The 19,127-nt window shown below is 53.9% G+C and carries 18 protein-coding genes and 1 pseudogene; 8 read left to right on the forward strand and 11 right to left on the reverse strand.

The window, feature by feature from the left end:
- Positions 1 to 15 precede the first annotated feature (15 nt).
- From ATI45_RS18970 to ATI45_RS18995, 6 genes are all read right to left on the reverse strand, one after another.
- The gene (locus tag ATI45_RS18970) at positions 16 to 966 is read right to left on the reverse strand and encodes a 4Fe-4S binding protein (RefSeq protein ID WP_098421818.1); all 951 of its coding nucleotides are present in this window, start codon (positions 964 to 966) and stop codon (positions 16 to 18) included.
- A gap of 78 nt (positions 967 to 1,044) precedes the next feature.
- The gene (locus tag ATI45_RS18975; RefSeq protein ID WP_098421163.1) at positions 1,045 to 2,460 is read right to left on the reverse strand and encodes a cbb3-type cytochrome c oxidase subunit I; all 1,416 of its coding nucleotides are present in this window, start codon (positions 2,458 to 2,460) and stop codon (positions 1,045 to 1,047) included.
- Between the two features lie 10 nt (positions 2,461 to 2,470).
- Positions 2,471 to 2,920: a c-type cytochrome gene (locus ATI45_RS18980; protein WP_098421164.1), complete on the reverse strand. Its 450-nt coding sequence runs from the start codon at positions 2,918 to 2,920 to the stop codon at positions 2,471 to 2,473.
- A 159-nt stretch (positions 2,921 to 3,079) separates the two neighbouring features.
- Positions 3,080 to 3,532, reverse strand: a complete 453-nt coding sequence (locus tag ATI45_RS18985) for a cation diffusion facilitator family transporter (protein WP_098421165.1) — start codon at positions 3,530 to 3,532, stop codon at positions 3,080 to 3,082.
- Between the two features lie 126 nt (positions 3,533 to 3,658).
- On the reverse strand, positions 3,659 to 4,045 hold the full coding sequence (locus tag ATI45_RS18990; RefSeq protein WP_323807659.1) for a MerR family DNA-binding protein: 387 nt from the start codon (positions 4,043 to 4,045) through the stop codon (positions 3,659 to 3,661).
- Positions 4,046 to 4,153: 108 nt separating this feature from the next.
- Complete coding sequence (locus ATI45_RS18995; RefSeq protein WP_098421166.1) at positions 4,154 to 5,686, reverse strand: cryptochrome/photolyase family protein; 1,533 nt, start codon at positions 5,684 to 5,686, stop codon at positions 4,154 to 4,156.
- A gap of 196 nt (positions 5,687 to 5,882) precedes the next feature.
- Between ATI45_RS18995 and hemN the strand changes: the two genes are divergently transcribed.
- The gene (gene hemN, locus ATI45_RS19000) at positions 5,883 to 7,304 is read left to right on the forward strand and encodes an oxygen-independent coproporphyrinogen III oxidase (RefSeq protein ID WP_228736016.1); all 1,422 of its coding nucleotides are present in this window, start codon (positions 5,883 to 5,885) and stop codon (positions 7,302 to 7,304) included.
- A gap of 109 nt (positions 7,305 to 7,413) precedes the next feature.
- Here the strand turns inward: hemN and ATI45_RS19005 are convergent, their stop codons facing one another.
- Positions 7,414 to 9,438 (reverse strand): methyl-accepting chemotaxis protein, encoded by a 2,025-nt coding sequence (locus tag ATI45_RS19005; RefSeq protein ID WP_098421168.1) that lies wholly within the window; start codon positions 9,436 to 9,438, stop codon positions 7,414 to 7,416.
- A gap of 287 nt (positions 9,439 to 9,725) precedes the next feature.
- Between ATI45_RS19005 and ubiU the strand changes: the two genes are divergently transcribed.
- The 4 genes and pseudogenes from ubiU to ATI45_RS23355 all read left to right on the forward strand — a co-directional run.
- Positions 9,726 to 10,721, forward strand: coding sequence for a ubiquinone anaerobic biosynthesis protein UbiU (gene ubiU, locus ATI45_RS19010; protein WP_098421169.1), 996 nt, complete (start codon positions 9,726 to 9,728; stop codon positions 10,719 to 10,721).
- Between the two features lie 13 nt (positions 10,722 to 10,734).
- Positions 10,735 to 11,649, forward strand: a complete 915-nt coding sequence (locus ATI45_RS19015) for a U32 family peptidase (protein WP_098421819.1) — start codon at positions 10,735 to 10,737, stop codon at positions 11,647 to 11,649.
- A 76-nt stretch (positions 11,650 to 11,725) separates the two neighbouring features.
- Positions 11,726 to 12,817, forward strand: coding sequence for a methyl-accepting chemotaxis protein (locus ATI45_RS19020; protein ID WP_098421170.1), 1,092 nt, complete (start codon positions 11,726 to 11,728; stop codon positions 12,815 to 12,817).
- Positions 12,818 to 12,861: 44 nt separating this feature from the next.
- A pseudogene (locus ATI45_RS23355) lies at positions 12,862 to 12,921 on the forward strand (hexameric tyrosine-coordinated heme protein); the annotation flags it as partial.
- A 125-nt stretch (positions 12,922 to 13,046) separates the two neighbouring features.
- Here ATI45_RS23355 and ATI45_RS19025 read toward each other — a convergent pair.
- Entirely contained in the window at positions 13,047 to 13,760 is a 714-nt protein-coding gene (locus ATI45_RS19025; protein WP_098421171.1) for a succinate dehydrogenase iron-sulfur subunit, read from the reverse strand.
- A gap of 178 nt (positions 13,761 to 13,938) precedes the next feature.
- Positions 13,939 to 14,610: a hemerythrin domain-containing protein gene (locus tag ATI45_RS19030; protein ID WP_179888434.1), complete on the reverse strand. Its 672-nt coding sequence runs from the start codon at positions 14,608 to 14,610 to the stop codon at positions 13,939 to 13,941.
- Between the two features lie 297 nt (positions 14,611 to 14,907).
- On the opposite strand from ATI45_RS19030, the gene ATI45_RS19035 reads away from it, so the two are divergent.
- The 3 genes from ATI45_RS19035 (at position 14,908) to ATI45_RS19045 (ending at position 17,499) form a co-directional block, all read left to right on the forward strand.
- A complete protein-coding gene (locus ATI45_RS19035; RefSeq protein WP_098421173.1) occupies positions 14,908 to 15,573 on the forward strand; it encodes a response regulator transcription factor in 666 nt (221 codons plus the stop codon).
- Entirely contained in the window at positions 15,570 to 16,901 is a 1,332-nt protein-coding gene (locus ATI45_RS19040) for an ATP-binding protein (RefSeq protein WP_098421174.1), read from the forward strand. The genes ATI45_RS19035 and ATI45_RS19040 overlap by 4 nt, the downstream gene beginning before the upstream one ends.
- Positions 16,902 to 17,013: 112 nt before the next feature.
- On the forward strand, positions 17,014 to 17,499 hold the full coding sequence (locus ATI45_RS19045; protein WP_098421175.1) for a hypothetical protein: 486 nt from the start codon (positions 17,014 to 17,016) through the stop codon (positions 17,497 to 17,499).
- A gap of 297 nt (positions 17,500 to 17,796) precedes the next feature.
- Here ATI45_RS19045 and ubiT read toward each other — a convergent pair whose 3' ends face one another.
- Together ubiT and narL are read right to left on the reverse strand one after the other, a co-directional pair.
- Positions 17,797 to 18,357: a ubiquinone anaerobic biosynthesis accessory factor UbiT gene (gene ubiT / locus ATI45_RS19050; protein ID WP_098421176.1), complete on the reverse strand. Its 561-nt coding sequence runs from the start codon at positions 18,355 to 18,357 to the stop codon at positions 17,797 to 17,799.
- Between the two features lie 92 nt (positions 18,358 to 18,449).
- Positions 18,450 to 19,109 (reverse strand): two-component system response regulator NarL, encoded by a 660-nt coding sequence (narL, locus tag ATI45_RS19055; protein ID WP_098421177.1) that lies wholly within the window; start codon positions 19,107 to 19,109, stop codon positions 18,450 to 18,452.
- Positions 19,110 to 19,127: the final 18 nt, after the last annotated feature.

Genomic DNA, 19,127 nt, shown 5'->3' on the forward strand with positions numbered 1-19,127 from the left:
TCATTTCAGGTGCTGTTAAGCCCGCGGTCTGGCGGGTTTGCTGTCAAGCTGGTGGCTGGGGATCAGAACAGTCTGCCGGCTGGGCTCGCCCGGTTGCCAATGCAGCAGGCTGCCTTCTGGGTTGTTTTTTTGCACCTCACGGCAGGCGCTTACGCATTGCAGGCACTGGGTGCAGGAAAATTTTGCGCGTTTGTGGCTGCGAGTAGGCAGGCGCATAGGGCAGGCCTCGTCGCAGGCTTTTGTGCAGTCGCGGCAGGCCGCGGCGCGGCTGGTGTCAAAGGTCACTAGCTGCCCGCGGCCATGGGCCATCCAGGCAACACTCTGTACGACGCCGAACACGCAACCGTATTTGCAAAAAAGATGGCGGGCAAACAGAAAGTCCAGCGTGAAGGCCGTGGTTGCGGCGGCCAGAAAAATACCCGGGTAAAACGCCAGGTTGCCAGTGATCAAGTCCGTATATAACGGAATAGGTGGCAGTAGGTAAGAAAGCAGAGCGAGGGCCCAGGAAAAACCAATCAGGCCGCAAACCAGGGTCAAGCCCGCCCAGTGTATAACCTTGCCGCGGCGGCCTTTTTTAAGGGCTTCCCAGAGTGTCGGGCGGCCGGTAATACGTGTCATCAGTTGGTTGATGGTTTCCACCACAGAGAAATGCGGGCACAGCCAGCCGCAGTATATTCGTCCCCACTTCCAGGCAACCCAGAGTACAAGGGGAACCAGCACCAGAATGGGAAGAATGAACCACAGCAGTATCTGGCTGGCGACGTCCACAGGAGAACTTTGCACCACCCAGTCGAGATTCAGATTGAACGAGAGCGGAAAACCGAGCAATACAAATCGGGTTTCCGTCAGGTCATAGCGAAAGATATTCAGTACCGGTGCCAGCAGGAACAACCCAAAGAAGGCAGCGCGGGTGATCAGCCGCTTGTCCTGGAGTGTGTCTTTGGGATTTGCTTGCTGCACGGTCACAATTGCGTTCCGGATAAGCAGGGCCGGAAACATGTTCCGGCCCTATGGATTTACCCTATGGATTTCAGGGTGGCGGGCTTACGCGTCCTGAAGTACAGGGCCACGAGCTTCTTCATCAAAGGACGCCTGTCCCTTGATAAAGAAGCTGCAGAAGTACACCACCAATCCGCCTGAAAAGAAGCAGCCAGCGATCAGGCGCGCCCAGTAAAACACCGCGATCTTGTCCTGGGTGACCATAAACGACAATGCTTCACCGCTTTCTGGCATACGTTGTAGCCAGATTTGCAGTATGCCTGCACCCGTCAGGAACAGAGTGATGAACACCATGGAGATGGTCATCAACCAGAATCCCCACATTTCCACCACCTGGGCCTCGTTGCTGTTGCCGTAAGGCCGGCCCCGCATGATTGGCATGGCGTAGGAAATGATGGTGAGCACGATCATCACATAGGCGCCGTAGAACGCCATATGGCCATGGGCCGCAGTGATCTGACTGCCGTGGGTGTAGTAGTTTACCGGTGCCAGCGTATGCAGAAAGCCCCACACGCCTGCGCCCAGAAAAGCCATCACAGCGGTACCCATAGCCCACAGAGTTGCTGCCTTATTGGGATGGTTACGCTTGCGCCGGTTGATCATAGTGAAGGCAAACAGCACCATCATAAAGAACGGCAGGGGTTCCAGTGCCCCGAACACAGAGCCCAGCCACAACCAATACTCGGGTGCCCCGATCCAGAAGAAGTGGTGGCCGGTGCCGATGATGCCGGTAATCAGCGCCATGGCAATGATGACGTACAGCCACTTCTCGATGACTTCCCGATCTACGCCGGTGATTTTGATCAGCACGAAGGCCAGGATGGCGCCCATGATCAGTTCCCATACGCCTTCAACCCACAGGTGTATTACGAACCACCAGTAGTACTTGTCGGTGGTCAGGTTTTCGGGGTTGTAGAAGGAGAACATCCAGAGCACGGTCAGGCCGATCAGACCGGTGATCAGTATAATATTGACCACGGTTTTGCGGCCTTTGAGGGCGGTCATCAGGATGTTGAACAAAAACCCGATGAACACCAGAGCCATGCCTATTTTGGTAATCGTGGGTTGTTCCAGAAACTCCCGGCCCATAGTGGGCCACAGTTTGTTCATGGTGACTTCCGCCAGCGTGGCGTAATCCACAAACAGGTAACCCAGAATGGTCAGCGTGCCGGCAACGGCAAACACCCAGAACAGAATCCACGCAAGCAGCGGGCTGTATATCTCGGTTTGCGCTTCTTCCGGTACCAGATAATAGGTTGCACCCATAAAGCCGAACAACAGCCAGACGATCAGCAGATTGGTGTGAACCATCCGGGCAACGTTGAAGGGTATTTCCGGGAACAGAAAATCACCCACCACGTATTGCAGGCCCAGAATCAGACCAAATAGGATTTGGCCGGCAAACAGAATCAAGGCAAAGATGAAGTAGGGCATGGCGACCCGTTGAGACTCGAATTTCATATTTTTTCCCTTAGCCTTCGATGTTGGGTGGCCAGCCGTTATCGTCAATCTTGGACGTCCACTCGAGGAACGATGCCAGATCTTCGATTTCCTGGTCTGTCAGGTTGAATTGCGGCATTTGCCGGCGGCCGGGTGCTTTGGTAGGCATGGCGTTCATCCAGGCGTTCATGTACGCCTTGAACACGTCGCTGTTGCCGGCGCCGCGGCGGTCGAATACGTTGGCCAGTTCCGGTGCAAAGTAAGCGCCTTCGCCCATAATGGAGTGGCAGCCGACGCAGTTGTTGTTTTCCCAAATGTGTTTGCCATTAACAACCTGCTCGGTGAGCTGGTCCCGGTTATCCCGCTCGGGCATCGCCCGCGATTGAGTGTCAAAAGTCAGAACCAGAAACAGCAGGATGAAGAAAGTGCTTCCTCCCAGATAGATGTTTCTGGCCATGCTTTTGGTAAAGCGTTCGGCCATTGGACTGCCCCCTTGGTTGGTTTGAAATACCTGACGAGCTCATTAATGAGCAAAAAGATGTATCAGTAATGAATATTATCGGTCGTCATGGCGTTTCATGCCAGCACGCAGGGGAGTTACCTCTAAAGAGGTATGCGGCAGCGTTAGCAGGTTTTTCGGTTAGCGGAACACCGTCTTCACGTTGGCGCCAGTGGGGCTTTTGGCCTCAGAAATATCGATTCGAGCGTGGAGTACAACGCTCAGGTTGGCTATCAGGGCCAGCAGGCCAATGGTGCCCATGGTAAAGGGTTCGGGGATAACGCCCTGTTCCATCACCCAAAGCGCACGGGCCCACACCACAATGCCGAACGCCGTCATGGTAATACCTTTCACCATGGCCGCGCGCCCGCGCCAGAGCATGCCGAGGGACAGAACGGAAAGTGACAGAATGTAGTTGGCGCTATCGCCAAAGAAGTCGATGGCGTCTGCCATCAGGGAAACGGAGCCAGATTGCAAACTGGCAGCACCTTCCACAAAAAACATGGCCAGATTAACCCAAAGGGCGATCCACAGTGCGCGACGAAAACCCGGAGCCGGGGATTTTAGTACTGGACCAGAACAACCGCACGCCATAAACACCTCGTTCTATTTGGTAGGTGTGTATTAAAAACCCTGTAGTTACTACAGGGTCAATGTCTGGCAAGCTGTTTTCGAAAAGTTTTAATGGTTACTCGGTTTAGTAGTCACATGATTTAGTGGCTACCTGGTTTGTGAGTTCCGGGCACGTGATTGCGCTGGTCTGTGTTGTTGCCAGACAGGTCGCCCAACTCTGAACTCAGCCCCCCCCATAATGCCGCACTGCTCAACGGTGCCTGTTTTTGAGCAGGCCCGTTGCAGTTGCTGCAGAGCCGTTTCAAGGTTTGCGAGTTCATTCAACCGGTCGCGCACGTGGTTCAGGTGACGAGCCAGAAGGGCGTCAACTTCATAGCAGTCTGCTTCGGGGTTTTCGGACAGCCGAATTAACTCCCGAATTTCGTCCTGAGTCATATCAAGGTTACGGCAACGTTTGATGAACAAAAGGCGGTTCAGGTGTGCGTTACCATAAACGCGGTAACCGCTGGCGTCCCGATCCGGCTTTAGCAGCAAACTGATTTTTCATAGTAGCGAATCGTTTCCACGGGAACGGATGCGTGCCCGGATACCTCACCAATTTTCATTGCATCGGTTCCCTGTTGTTGGTTTTGCCCGGGAGTTTTACAGGCTGTCCAGGTTGTCCAGCAAATAGTTGGCGCGTTTCAGCAGAGCGTCGCGGCGCTCCGGTTTTTGTTTTTCCCAGTTGCGATACATCATAGTCATGCGCGGATTTTTAGCGAACTGATCACGGTGGCGGTCAATAAAGTGCCAGTACAGCGAGTTGAAGGGGCAGGCGTCGTCTTCGGTGGCTTTGGCCACTTTGTAATGGCAGTTGCTGCAATGGTCAGACTGGCGCTGAATGTACTTGCCGCTGGCGGCGTAGGGTTTTGAGCCTAAATAACCGCCGTCGGCGTGCATCACCATGCCCAGCACGTTGGGCAGTTCCACCCAGTCGTAGGCATCCACATACACCGCCAGATACCAGTCGCAAATTTCATCGGGCGTAATACCGGCCAGCAGGGCGAAGTTGCCGGTCACCATCAAGCGCTGAATGTGGTGGGCGTAGCCATTACGGCGGGTGCCATCAATGGCTTTGTGCATGCAGCGCATGCGGGTGTCGCCGGTCCAGTAAAATCCGGGCAGGGCGCGGTCATTGCCCAGCTGGTTGTTGCGGGCGTACTCGGGCATGTGCAGCCAGTAAATACCGCGCACAAACTCGCGCCAGCCGACGATTTGACGAATAAACCCTTCCACCGCGTTGATGGGCGCCCGCCCGGCGTACCAGGCTTGCGCCGCTTGCTCGCACACCATAAGTGGGTCTAGCAGGCCACAGTTAATATAGGGCGACAATATGGAATGGAACAGCCAGTCTTCGTGGTCAGATATCGCGTCTTGATAATCGCCAAAACAGGGCAGGGCGTAATCGATGAAGTGTTCCATAGCTTGCTCGGCGTCGGCGGCGGTTACTGCAAAATGGAAATCCTCGCTGCTGCCGAAATGGTCGCTGAAGTGTTCTTCAACCATCTCGATGACTTCTTGGGTGACGGCATCCGGTTCAATCCGAAACGGCGCGGGCGCCGGCGGTTTGCCCGTCCATTTGCGGCGGTTTTCGGCGTCGTAGTTCCATTCGCCGCCTTCGGGCTTTTGTTCCGGGGTCATCAGTAGCCCGGTTTTGCGCCGCATTTCCCGGTAGAAATATTCCATGCGCAGCTGTTTGCGGCCTTCGGCCCAGTCGGCAAATTCTTGTTTAGTGGCAATAAAACGGCTGTCCGGGCGAATTTCTGTGGTTACGCCCAGGGTTTTATGCCATTGGCTGATAATGTCGTGCAGGCGCCACTCACCGCACTCGGTGGTAATAATGCGTTCGGGTTGGTGGGCCTTTATCTGCTCGGCCATCACCTGTTCCAGGCTTTGCGCCGTGTTATCCGGGTGATAGCGCTGGTAATGCACGCTGTAGCCGTCGGCTTCGAGCTGGCTGGCAAAATGGCGCATGGCGCTGAACAGCAGTATCAGTTTTTTCTTGTGGTGGTTGGCGTAGTTGGCTTCGCTGTGAACTTCCGCCATAACGATGCGGTCGGTATCGCGATCGGCGCCCTCCAGAGCGCTCAGGCCTGGCGTTAGCTGGTCTGCGAGAATCAAAATCAGGTTAGCCATAGTGCTTTATCCAGACAGTGTGTGTTCCAAAAGGGGTAGGCAACATACTCAATAAGCGCAACAGCTGGGTTATTTCTGACTTGATATACTGTTGCCGGTTTCACAGATGATTCGAATCAAGATGGCTGCGCTGAAACACGGTTACGATGCCGGTTTACAGCCTGCTCCATATCCAAGGCGTCCAGAGTTTCTATTTATGGCTTCCACAACCGCACTTCCGTCTTCTGACACCATTATTCTGCCCGAATTTACCTGGGACGACGCGCTGATTCGCCGCTACGACCTGAGCGGCCCGCGCTATACCTCTTACCCTACGGCGGTGGAATTCAATCAGACGTATCCGATTAACGATATGGTGCAGGCGGCCGCACGCAGCAAGGCCACCGGCCGACCGCTGTCGTTGTACACCCACATCCCGTTTTGCGCGCACCTGTGCTACTACTGCGCGTGCAATAAGGTCATCACCAAAAAGCGTAATAATGCCCAGCCTTATGTGCAGCGCCTGCTAAAAGAAGCGGCCATGCAAGCCGAATTATTCGGTGCTCACCGGCCGGTGAAACAGTTGCATCTGGGTGGTGGAACGCCAACGTTCCTGCCCCGCGATGTGATGCGCGAATTGATGCACGGTTACGGCGAACTGTTCAATCTGCAGACCGATGGCAGTCACGACTACAGTATTGAAATCGATCCCCGTGAAGTGGATGAAGACACCCTTTCCACACTGTGGGAGTTGGGCTTTAACCGTATCAGCCTGGGCGTGCAGGATATAAATCCCGAGGTGCAAAAAGCGGTCAACCGGATACAGCCTAAGGAAATGACCCGCGGGGTGTTGGATGAAGCGCGCCGCCTGGGTTTTGGTTCCATTAACCTGGACCTGATTTACGGCCTGCCGTATCAGACCCCGGACAGCTTTGCGGCAACACTGGAAGAAGTGATCGATATGTCGCCTGATCGGCTATCGGTGTTCAGCTACGCCCATCTGCCAGAGCGGTTCTATCCGCAAACACGGCTCAAGGGCGACACCATGCCCACACCGCAGCAGAAGCTGACCATTTTGCACAACACCATTAATCGACTGCTGGATGCCGGTTACGAATACATCGGAATGGACCACTTCGCCAAGCCGGATGACAGCCTGGCGTTGGCCCAGCGCGCCGGTCGCCTGCATCGCAATTTTCAGGGTTACACCACCCACTCGGATTGCGATCTGGTGTCGCTGGGTGTGTCCGCCATTGGCCAGACTGACGATGCGTACTTTCAGAACAACCACGATTTGCCATCCTGGGAGGCCGCGATAGACGCGGGCCAGCTGGCCATCACCAAAGGTGTGAATCTGACCCGTGACGACCGCTTGCGGCGCTGGGTAATCGGCCAGTTAATCTGCCAGTTCCGTCTGGACCGTCAGCAATTTACCGCCGAATGGAACGAAGACTTTGACCAGTATTTTGCCGATGAGCTGTCACGCCTGAAGCAAATGGTGGCAGACGAGTTGATTGCAGATAACGGCCGCGTGCTGCAGGTGCAGCCCGCCGGTCGCCTGCTGATTCGCGCTATCTGTCAGATTTTTGATGCCTATCGCAAAGAAGGCGCCACTCAGCGGTTTTCGCGAATTATCTGATGTTTATTCGGGCAGTTCTACTCTGGTAAGCCTACCCTGATTTCTGTTAAAGCAATCTGGAACATAAAACAGGGTGCCTTCACGGCACCCTTTTTTTTCACCGTTAAATCTAAGCTGTGGCAACCTTGAACTCGTTGGCCAGGTCATGCAGTTGGCGCGCCAGGCGAGCCTGCTCTTCAGTCACCTGGGTGATTTCCTGGGAGCCGGTCAGGGTCAGCAGTGCTGATTCGCTAACCGATTCCATATTGCCGGCGACCTCTCGGGTGACTGATACCTGCTCCTCAGAAGAAGCGGCAATCTGCGTCGCCATGCCGGAAATGTTGTTAACGTCGGCCAGAATGTCGGCAAAGGTCTGCTCCAGTTCTTCGGCCTGTTGGCTGGTTTCCGTCGCCAACTTGTGGCTACTTATGATGGATCGGCTGGCGCTTGCGGTCATATCCGTCACACCCTTGATGATATCTTCGATGCGGGTGGTCGATTCATGGGTCTGGCGTGCCAGGGTGCGTACTTCGTCGGCCACTACCGCAAAGCCGCGGCCGTGCTCACCGGCGCGGGCGGCTTCAATAGCCGCGTTTAGGGCCAGCAGGTTGGTCTGTTCTGCTACCTGACGAATCACATTGACTACGTCACTGATATGGCTGCTGCGCTCCTCCAGCTCTGCAATCACCTTATTAACCTGCTGCACCGAATCTGCTAGCGAGCGGATACCGCTAACACTGCTGTGCAGCACTTGCTCGCCGGTTTTGCTTTTCGCCATAGCGCTGTTGGCCGCATCTGCCACCTGCTGCACGTTGCGTGAAATTTCTTCTGACGTGGCAGACATTTCTTCGGTCGCTGCTGCAACCTGCTCGATCTGTTGCTGCTGGCTGCGGATTTGCCCCGCATTTTGGCTCGCGGTGGAGCTGGTTTCTTCGGTCGCCGTGGCCAGCTGTATGCTGGACTGGTCGATCAGCTTCAGAGCTCGCCCGAACACACTGAATAGCTCGTTGGTGGCTTTGCCAAAGGAGCCAAGTTCATCGCTGCTGGTAATCACAATGGGCTGGCGCAGATCTTTGTTGTCCATGGCAAAACGGATGCCGTCGAGTAAATTGGTTATTTGCCGGTTAATCGCCTGAATAATCAGCACCATCAGCGCCAGAGCAATCAGCGTTGCCAAACCCGCCAGCACGACGGCAGTAATAAGTTCTGAGCGGGCGCTGTCAAGGTGGCGCTGAGCCATGTTGTGGGCTTCATCCAATATCAGGGTACGAATCTGGTTCATGGCCTGAATACGGTTGGTGGTTGTGTCGAACCACTCAGCGAAATTAAGGTCGAACATGCCAGCTGTTGAACTGAACAGGGTGTTGCGCATTTCAGTCATGGCGAGGCTTTGATTCGACGCTTCAAAATCCACCAGGCTTTGGCGCTGGGGTGAATCAGCTGGCAGCCTGGCAATGGCTGCGCTTATATGCCCGTCTTGTGCACCGGCCAATGCAGCCAGTTGATGCAGGCGGCTCAGGTTGAATTCGCCGGTGTTGATCAATGCTGCGCCTTGGGCTCTTTCTAATCCTGAATTCTCGGCCGCTTCTGCCATATTCAAATAAGCGTTTACCTGGCGGGTCAGTTCGGCGTTGTCGGTGCGGCGGATAATCAATGGAATGCGGTCAATCAGCTGGCGGATCAAAGCCGTATAGCGCGCCGCTGATTCCGGGGGTGTCACGCGGCCATCCAGTACGGATTGACGCAAAGTGGCCAGGTTCGACAGGCTGCTTTGAGATTCTTCGATAGTGGATAGAACACCAGGATCAAATTTTTGGGCCTGCATCATATCGGGTAGCTGGCGACGGTATTCTGCCAGCTGTTGATCGGTGCGCTGTTGCTGGGTTTGCAGCGTCTGCACTGCGGCGCGTCTTTCATCGCTGCCGGCAACGCTGGACAAGACAACGGCGGAACGGCCGCGCTCTACTTGAAGAGCGTCGAGCACAGGATCGGCAAGGGCCACGAGGTCAGTCATGCCCTGCAGTTCACGCATCCCTTTTAAATCACCATAGTTGCTGATGACGCTTTGGCTGGCGAACAACAGCATGGCCAGAAGCACCGGTAAAACAAGAGCTATCAGTTTGCTGCGCATAGATAACGATCTAAGCCAATTCATAGCGTTCTCCTGCGCAGAGGGCCGGTTTTTGATGGTGAGTCAGGCGTGCCTGTCTTTTTGGTGTAAAGGATTAGACCAAGACCAGTCGGGAGAAGTGTGCTCATGGGAATCTGACAACTTAAGATGTGGACGTTGGTGGGAGTCTAAGAAAGAAGCAGAGTAACGTCTAGCTTAGTAATACTACGCAGAATACCTATTTAGAAGTATTCGCTGAACCCCTGACAAAGGTCAATGCACTGCAGATTGCACGGCGTATGGTTTCGTAACTCTATGTATGGAAGACGATTATGGAACTTGTATGTCCGGCCGGCAGCTTGCCGGCGCTGAAAGCAGCGGTGGATAACGGCGCCAACGCGGTTTACCTTGGCTTTAAAGACAGCACCAATGCTCGCCAGTTTAAAGGTTTGAATTTTAATGACAAACGCGCAGCAGAGGGTATTGAGTACGCCCACAAAAACGGCGCGCGGGTGTTCTGCGCAATCAACACCTTTCCTCAGCCTCAGGGCTGGAAAACCTGGACCGCCGCGGTAGACCGAGCCGCAACGCTGGGCATAGACGCGATGATACTGGCAGACATGGGTTTGTTGGATTATGCCGCCAGTCGCTACCCCCAAATAGACAGACATTTGTCTGTACAGGGGTCAGCCACCAGCTACGAAGCGTTACGCTTTTATAAAGATAATTTTGGCATTCGCCGTGCGGTGTTGCCGCGGGTGCTATCGCTGGACCAGATTCGCGGCCTGGCGAAGCACAGCCCGGTAGAGCTTGAAGTATTCGCCTTTGGCAGCCTGTGCATTATGGCCGAAGGCCGCTGTTACTTGTCTTCCTATATCACCGATGAATCTCCTAACACCCGCGGTGCCTGCTCGCCGGCCAAAGCCGTGCGCTGGCAGGAAACTCCCCAGGGATTGGAATCGCGGCTTAATGGCATCTTGATTGACCGCTACGGCAAGGGCGAATCCGCCGGTTACCCAACCCTGTGCAAAGGTCGCTTTGAAGTAGAAGGCAGTGTTTACCATGCTATTGAAGAACCGGTCAGCCTGAACACCATAGACCTGCTACCGCAGTTGCAGGAACTGGGCATCAGCGCGGTGAAAATTGAAGGCCGCCAGCGCAGTCCTGCTTATATCGCCGACGTGGCCCGCACCTGGCGCCAGGCTCTGGACAGGCTTGAAAATAGCGCCGCTGAATTTGCGGTAGACCCGGCCTGGAATGCCACCCTGGCAGGTTTGTCAGAAGGCGGACTGACCACCATCGGCGCCTATCACCGCAAATGGAAATAAGGTGGAATATTCTATGCTCAAACTCTCATTAGGCCCTGTACTTTGGTTTTGGTCACGGCAAACCGTGTTTGATTTCTACGCCAACGCTGCGGAATGGCCGGTAGATACGGTGTACCTGGGTGAAACCGTATGCGCCCGCCGCCGCGAACTGAAACTCGCCGACTGGCTAGACATCGCGGGCGTGCTGAAAGACGCCGGCAAGCAGGTGGTGTTGTCTACCCAAACCCTGATTGAATCCGAAGCCGACCTGCGCCTGCTGCGCCGCATTTGCAGTCAACAGGATTATCTGATTGAAGCCAATGACCAAAGCGCGCTGCAGCTGGCCAGTAGCAATAATTTGCCCTTTGTAACGGGGCCGGGCCTGAATATTTACAACGTTGCGACCTTGAAGGTGCTGGCAAAGCGGGGTTTGAAGGGATGGAACCTGCCCGTGGAGTTGGGCCGTGAAACTCTGGTCGAGTTGATTGCAGAGTTAAAAGCCGAAGGCCTGGATTTGCCGGCTGAAGTGTTTGCCTGGGGTTTTTTGCCGCTGGCCTGGTCGTCGCGCTGCTTTACCGCACGCCATTACAACCTGCCAAAAGACAACTGTGAATTCCGCTGCCTTCAGCATCCGGATGGTTTGGAATTGCGGTCCCGTGAAGCCCAGGAGCTGTTTCGCCTGAACGGCACGTCTACCTTGTCTGGCGCCCGTTATGATTTGTTGCGGGAGCTTCCGGATATGGTCGCCATGGGTGTTGATACCGTGCGCTTGAGCCCGGAGTACCAAGGTATGGCTGAGGTGGTGCAGCGCTTTGATCAGGTGCGCCGGGGTGAAATGCCAGATATTGACCCACTGCAATTGGTGGAAGCGCCCCCCTGTAACGGCTACTGGTACGGCAAACCGGGGATGGATCTGGTAGCGGATCGGCTTTGGGCACCGATGTTATAAAGCGTCATTAAATTTCCCTACGCTGCGCCTAAAACATGTATATAATATAAATCTATTTTGTTGTCGGAGCCTCACCATGTTTTTTTGGCAGTACAAACAGCGGGCTAAAGTGCTTGAGCTGGAGTTGTCTGCGGTACATAACAGTGTGGCGCAGCTCAACGAAGACAAGCGTCTTCTTGAACTCCGGTTCGAAGCAGAAGCCAGCGCGCTAGAGGAGGTAAAAACGCAGCAGGCGTTGAGCCGACGTTTGATGGCAGGGCTAGGCCAGTTTGGCAATTCACTGAAAGAACTGAAGGGTTCTTTCAGTGAATTGTCGCAGCTTCTGGGGTCTCGCCGCAGTGAGGCGCTGAGGACACGAGATGAATCCGGACAAGTAAGAGACCGGATGGTATCGCTGGTGCAAAGACTAGGAGATGCCCGCAATAGTGCTGCCAGCTCGGCACGGGATATGGACTCTTTGGAATCTGAAACTGGCAGCATTACATCACTGGTGGATGTGATTGACGGTGTTTCTGACCAAACGTCGCTGTTGGCATTGAATGCGAGCATTGAGGCTGCCCGCGCTGGCGAACATGGGCGCGGGTTCAGTGTGGTGGCAACAGAGGTCAGAAATCTTGCCCTTCGTGCAGGCGAGGCTACCCAAGAAATTGAGTCAGCCATCGAGCGTATCCGAGCGCAGACGAAAATTGTGGCCGGGGCCAGCCGTTCTAATAGCGAAGAAATGGAAAAGCTTGCTGCAGAGGCTGACGGCGCACGCGAACGGTTGCTGATGTTGATTGATATGGCTGGTACGTCTTCGGATGCATTGGGGCACGCCGCTGTATTGTCTGAAATTGAGTTGGCCAATCTTGAAGAGCTCGACATTAAGCTGACTGTATACCAGATTCTGGCAGGCCTTTCTGACAGGGCAGCCGACAGCTTGCCTGACGCCACGGAGTGCGCATTGGGGCAATGGTATTATCAGGGAGGAGGCCATAAACAGTATGCGGGCCAAGTGGATTTTAGAACCATTGAAAAGCCCCACCGGCTGGTGCACATTTATGCCAAAGAGGCTGTGCGAGCTCATCATGACGGCCGCGCAGAGGATGCTTTAAAGGCCCTGGAAGCCATGGAAAGCAACAACCTGGACGTGATGGCGCGCTTGCGCCGCTTGGTTGCGAGAGGTTAGATAGCTGAAAACGATACTTTGGAACGAGAAGGTCCAGACACGCATCGGAAGTGATTGCTGTTCATTTTCAAACCGTGGCGGCCGCAAATAACTACTGGAAATAATTCATGCGGTGGCGACTGTTGAGGTCGCCACTGTAGCAATCGTGATGAGCTCAAAGATAGTTAGAACGGAAGCAATTGGCGGATATTGGGTCAAATGATCTGAACCAACAAAGGGCCATGGCCGATTATATCTGTTCCCGCAGCAGCATCGTTTTGATGTGACCGATGGCCTTCATGGGGTTGAGCCCCTTCGGACAGTACGCCATGCAGTTACCTATCCCACGGCAGCGAAACACACTGAACGGATCGCCCAGTTTTGCCAAACGCTCGCGGGTGGCAGTGTCCCGTGAGTCCACCAAAAATCTGTTAGCTTGAAGCAAGCCTGCTGGTCCGATGTACTTTTCCGGATTCCACCACCAAGACGGACAGGCAGATGAACAGCAAGCACAGAGAATGCACTCGTATAATCCATCAAGTTTTGCGCGGTCCTCCGGACTTTGCAGTCTTTCAATCGCCGGATTTGGTGTGTCGGTGATCAGCCATGGCTGAATACGTTCGTATTGTTTGAAGAACAGTGCTTGGTCAACCACCAAATCGCGGATCACTGGCATGCCTGGTAGTGGGCGAATCTCCAGAACGTTCTTCTTACCCAAAGCGTCCGCTACCGCAGTAATGCAACCCAGGCCATTGCGGCCATTCATGCTGAGTCCGTCAGAGCCACAGACACCTTCTCGACAAGAGCGCCGAAACGTGAGCGTGGTATCCCGGGTTTTCAGGTGCTCCAGTACATCCAGCACCATGCGGCTCCGAAACTCGTCGCCCACCTCAACATCCTGGTTGTACGGTATGTCGTCCTGCTCGGGGTTATAGCGGTATAGCCTGACGATAAAATCACTCATGACGTTGCACTCCCGCGCATCGGCTTGATGCACTCGAAAAAGAAGTATTCAGTTTGAAGGTTAGCCGATGATCCATACAAACATGTTCGGCGTCAACTATCCTGTCCGACCGGTCATCCTAATTGTCGCCGAACACAAACAAGCGAAATGTTTAAACGCCATGATTTTATCCTCGTCTTCAGAGCTGAAATCTTGGGAATAACACATCCCGTTCAAGATAAATTCGCTCAGACAGCCTGAAATCCAGAGCTTTCAGTTCTCGATAAAACCGCTGCCACGACCGGCAGGCAGATTCTGGAGCGCTATAGCTCTGGGTCATCTGACGCAACTTACGCAGTTGCAACTTAATGAGCGAATGCTCCTCGTTCATCTGAGCGATCGGCGCTTCCAAATTGAGTGGCTGCTCATGCAGCATTCGTTTCAGAACGTGAGCGTTCTCTTGTTCAAGGTGGGCGGTGAGGCTGCGCTCCAGTTTTTTAATGGCCAGCGTGATGCCTTTAGGAACGTCAGGATTTGTTCTGTGGACAGCCTCGATCTTTCGAGCGAGCCGGTGCAGCTTCGACAGTTGTTCAACATGACCGACGTCGTAGCCGCGTAGGATGAGCTCCAGCAGCACGTCTGTATCTAACGTCTCAATCGGTGTCTGTTCCATTACCGTATCGAACAGCTCCTGGCACAACTGATCCGGGTTGATGTCGGCAATAGATGCGACGGCCTCAACGGTGGCCTGGTGATGCGCGTCAAGATCAGGCACATACTTGCACAATATATCAACGGTTTGGGGGCATTGGTTGATGAGCTGGGCGACCGTAGTGTCGTGGTAGCAGCCGAGAATATCCTGATAGTTCATTGTTGATTCTCCTCTTCCATTTAACATACATATATAATAGATGTTATAGGTTGTCAAGAATTGTTCTCATTTTCATTGAGTGCCCCAGAGCAGCCGCCCTTTCATGGGTACTGGCGGCGCCCATATTTATCCAGAGACTGCGTATTCCGGTCGGTCAACTAAGTAGTATTAGCACGTTGGGAGCTAAAGTGTACGGAGGCAGATTTGATAATCATTCACTCTGGCAAAATTCCCGACGCAATCGGGTTGGTCCGGACCTTCTCCGGCTAACAGCATTCACCTTACCAGTTGCTGCGTATGAAAATTCTCCTCGTTGAAGACGACAAACTACTCGGTGACGGAATTGCTGTCGGCATTGCCCAGTCAGGCCTGGTGGTTGACTGGGTATTGGATGGGCAACAGGCTGATACGGCCCTCGCCACGGGCAACTACGACGCTGCCGTTCTTGACCTCGGCCTGCCGCGGCTATCAGGCATGGAACTTTTGAGACGGGTCCGGGCAAGAGGGCAGATCTTACCGATTTTGATCCTGACTGCTCGTGATGCCGTGGAGGACCGAGTCGCTGGCCTGGATGCGGGTGCCGATGATTATCTGGTAAAACCTTTTGATCTCAATGAGTTGCAGGCACGGCTCCGGGCATTGCTGCGACGCTCCAAAGGATACGCTGAACCGATCATCAGTCACGGGGAGCTCCGAGTCGATCCAGCCAGTCATTCGGTGTCTTTGTCTGGCGGCACTGTCGATCTCTCTGCACGTGAATTCGCCATTCTCCACACACTATTGCTCAACGCAGGGCGAGTTATGTCAAAGGCACAAATTGAGGAGCATTTGTACGGCTGGGGGGAGGAAGTCGAGAGCAATGCAATTGAAGTTTTCGTACATCATTTGCGCCGAAAACTGTACCCGCAACTGATCCGTACGATCCGCGGTGTTGGGTACATGATTGAGAAGTCTGGGCTATGACGTCGTCATTGCGTTGGCGTCTTTTTGCGATTCTTGCGGTATCAGTGCTGTTTGCCTGGATTGCGACGGCGTTCTTTACCTACCTTGATGCGCGCAGTGAAATTGGCGCCATGCTTGATGCCCGCTTGGTGAAAACGGCTGAACGTGTCTCAGTGCAGGTTGCGAGTTCAGAGAATTTAGAAAGCATGGGCTCACAACAGATTCCTGACTATACCGACACCATACTGCAGGTATGGCTGCATAACGGCACCTTGCTTTTGAATTCAAGTACGGCTCCTGAACAACGCTTGGGCACACAGTATGATGGATTTGAAAACGCCACCATCAATGGTGCTCGCTACCGTATCTATAGCCATTGGGACAAAGCCGGTCATCGTAATGTGCGCGTTGGCGAGCGTTATGAATTACGCAACGCACTTGCCGAAAGCATAGCCACCCATCTGCTGCATCCCTTGTATTTTGCGGTTCCTGCACTGGGCATACTGATCTGGATATCTGTCGGTGCAGGGCTTGCGCCCCTGTCCCGCTTTACTCGTGAGGTAAAGAAGCGTGAGCCCGACAAGCTTGAACCGCTCGATATCACGGATACCCCCCGTGAAGTTTTACCGTTGCAAGATGCTCTCAATGCTCTTTTTATCCGCTTGCAGGCTTTACTTGAGCACGAGCGTCGTTTTACAGCGGATGCTGCCCACGAACTGCGCACACCGCTTGCCGTCATAAAAACACAGGCGCAGGTGGCCTATGCTGCACTTGATACGAGCCAACGGGAGCAGGCGTTGAAAAAGGTGATCAGTGGTACCGACCGTGCCGCTCATCTGATCGAACAATTGCTTGTGCTTTCGCGTCTTGATCCCGAGAAAACCCCGGTTGATCAACACCAGGTCAAACTCTCTACAGTGGTGAATGAGTGTGTCGCCTTGCATGCACCGGTTGCGATACGCAAGGGCGTAGACCTGGGGTTCGAGGCAAATGATGAAGGGTTGGTCCTTGGTGATCGAACCTTGCTGGCAGTTCTGGTGCGAAATCTCATTGATAACGCCGTTCGTTACACGCCGAGCGGTGGACTGATTGATGTTCGAGTCAAACGGATTGGCAGTCAGGTATTACTTCAGGTTGTTGATACCGGACCCGGAATTCCGGTGAAAGAGCGAAAGGGGGCGGTGTCGCGTTTTTATCGTGTGCTTGGCAGTGGTGAGGAGGGAAGTGGACTGGGGCTATCGATTGTAGAGCGTATAGCCCAACTGCATGGAGCATCGCTAACGCTTGAAGATGGTGATGCGGGGAAAGGCCTGGTTGCAACCGTGTGTTTCAGGGCGATGTCAGTATAAGGGCGGTCGACATTTTATATTGACGGTAATCCGTTTCCTTAAGCTTAGATTAAGGTGAGTCTGAGATACTCCTTTAACGCCGAAGACACGGTGTTACCCACAGGAGAATTTTATGAATATCAAATCCAGACTTTCGAACTTTGCAACCATCACGGGCATGGTGCTGAGTTTGCTGGGGGCTACCGCAATAGCTGCGCCGGCAAATAACGATCATGACCACGGCGACGGTGTGGCGGAACTTAGGCTCGATAACGGCAGCAAGTGGGCGATCGATGCACCGCTAAGTCGGGCTATGACTAATATCCGAAATGCCGTGGACAAAGACTACGAGGCTATCCATTCCAATCAACTAGCAGGCGAAAAGTACGCTGCATTGGCCACGAAGGTCACCAATGAAGTCGCTTACATGGTTGAGAACTGCAATCTTGAGCCTGAAGCAGATGCTCAGCTGCACCTGATCATTGTGGACCTGATGGAAGGCTCAACGGCGATGGAAAGCAAAGCCAATGCGCAGGATGGTGCGGTAAAGGTGATCGGGGCGATTGGAAAATACATCACTTATTTTAATGACCCGGATTTTAAACCGATTAAGCATTGATGGCTAACCCATTCCGGTTTTCTGGGGACCGCACAGGGAGGTAGTATTTCGCGAGGGGTTCAATGCGGTTCGGCATAGAATCCAACCGTAACCGGGGCTTTTTGATAGACTTTTATAGAACGAGTCATTTGGAATGTATCCTGGAGGTTGAGCAAGGGGCAAGAAACGAGCTCTCGAATTGCTGACTCGTAGTAAGCCGGAACTCCAGCCCGTTTTGGCCCCCACGCTCTCAGGCGCCCGCTATGACTCGTTGCGAAAGCTGCCTGACATAGCTGATGGCTCCAACAGTGAAAGATTTCAGAAGAAAAGCAATTGGCGGATATTAAGTTTCCACTCCAGGCTGTCCAGCAGATTTTTCAGTGCCAGGCCCAGTTCGGTGTCGCCCTCAATCACCAGGCGGCGCTGGAAAAACAGCTGGTCTGGGTCCTGATTCCGTTCGGCCAAGGTTTTGAAAGCGCTGAGAGAGCCCCGAATGGTCGCCTCACCTGGGCCGTCTACAATGCGCAGCCTGCCGGCCCAGAATCCAAAGGTAACACCGGGCTGACCTCCATTCAGCTCCAGGCGAATTCTGTGCCCTTCAAAATCATCAAATTCGCCGTCAGCAATGGCCTCGGCAAACAACCGGTTCAGCGGCGCTTCGACGACCAGCTGTTTTAATACCAACGGCAGGCGCTGGTCAATAGCGGCCAGCAGTGGTGAAGGCGAGGGTAAATACTCTTTCACTAGCGCCAGTGAATCGGTCATTAGCGGGTTAGCGGCCAGTTTCTGGCTAACAGCTTGCGCGCGTGACATGCCTGGCAGTGTATGAAATGCGGGTAGCGAGGGGCGCGGCAAAAAGGTTGGCATGTGCAGGGCCATGAATGTCTCCGTTGGTGATCAAACACGCCACTAAGGGCGTGTTCAGAAACACCTACATTAACCAAGGCTGGCCCGTGCCGCGTTGATATAGCTCAGCTCTTGTGCAGACCCTCTTCCACGGCCCACACCGCGACTTCCACCCGCGAGCGCAGGTTGAGTTTTTTCAGCAGGTGCTTTACGTGCACTTTCACAGTGCCGTCGCTGATGTCCAGTTTGCGGCCGATCATCTTGTTGGAAAGACCTTCGGCAATGAGCTTCAGAATGTCTTTTTCCCTTGGCGTGAGGCTGTCGAAGTCTGGCCGCGCCGGCTTTTGCGGTTTGTTATTGCGCAGTGCTTCTGCCAGCAGGGAGGTAAGGCGTTCGCTGATGACCAGCTTGCCTACGGCGGCCTGGTGCAGCTGGTTAATCATATCTTCCGGTTCCATGTCCTTCAGCAGATAGCCGTCGGCACCGGCGCGCAATGCTTCAACCACATCGTCTTGCTGGTCTGACACCGTGAACATAATAATGCGCGAGCTGATGTTGTGGGCTCGTAACTGCCGCAAGGCTTCAATACCGCTCACATCTGGCATATTCAGATCCATCAGAATCAGGTCTGGCTCCAGCTCCAGGGCAATGCGCACACCGTCTGTGGCATTGCTTGCCTCGCCTGCTACCTCAAGGTCTGGTTCCATTTCAATTAGCTGCTTGATGCCTTTGCGTAACAAAGGGTGATCATCTATCAACAGTATGCTTGCAGGTGTGTCAGACATGGCTCTCTCTTTATAGGG

Origin of the sequence: Marinobacter sp. LV10MA510-1, from assembly GCF_002563885.1 — a bacterium.
In the GTDB taxonomy this organism is placed as follows: domain Bacteria; phylum Pseudomonadota; class Gammaproteobacteria; order Pseudomonadales; family Oleiphilaceae; genus Marinobacter.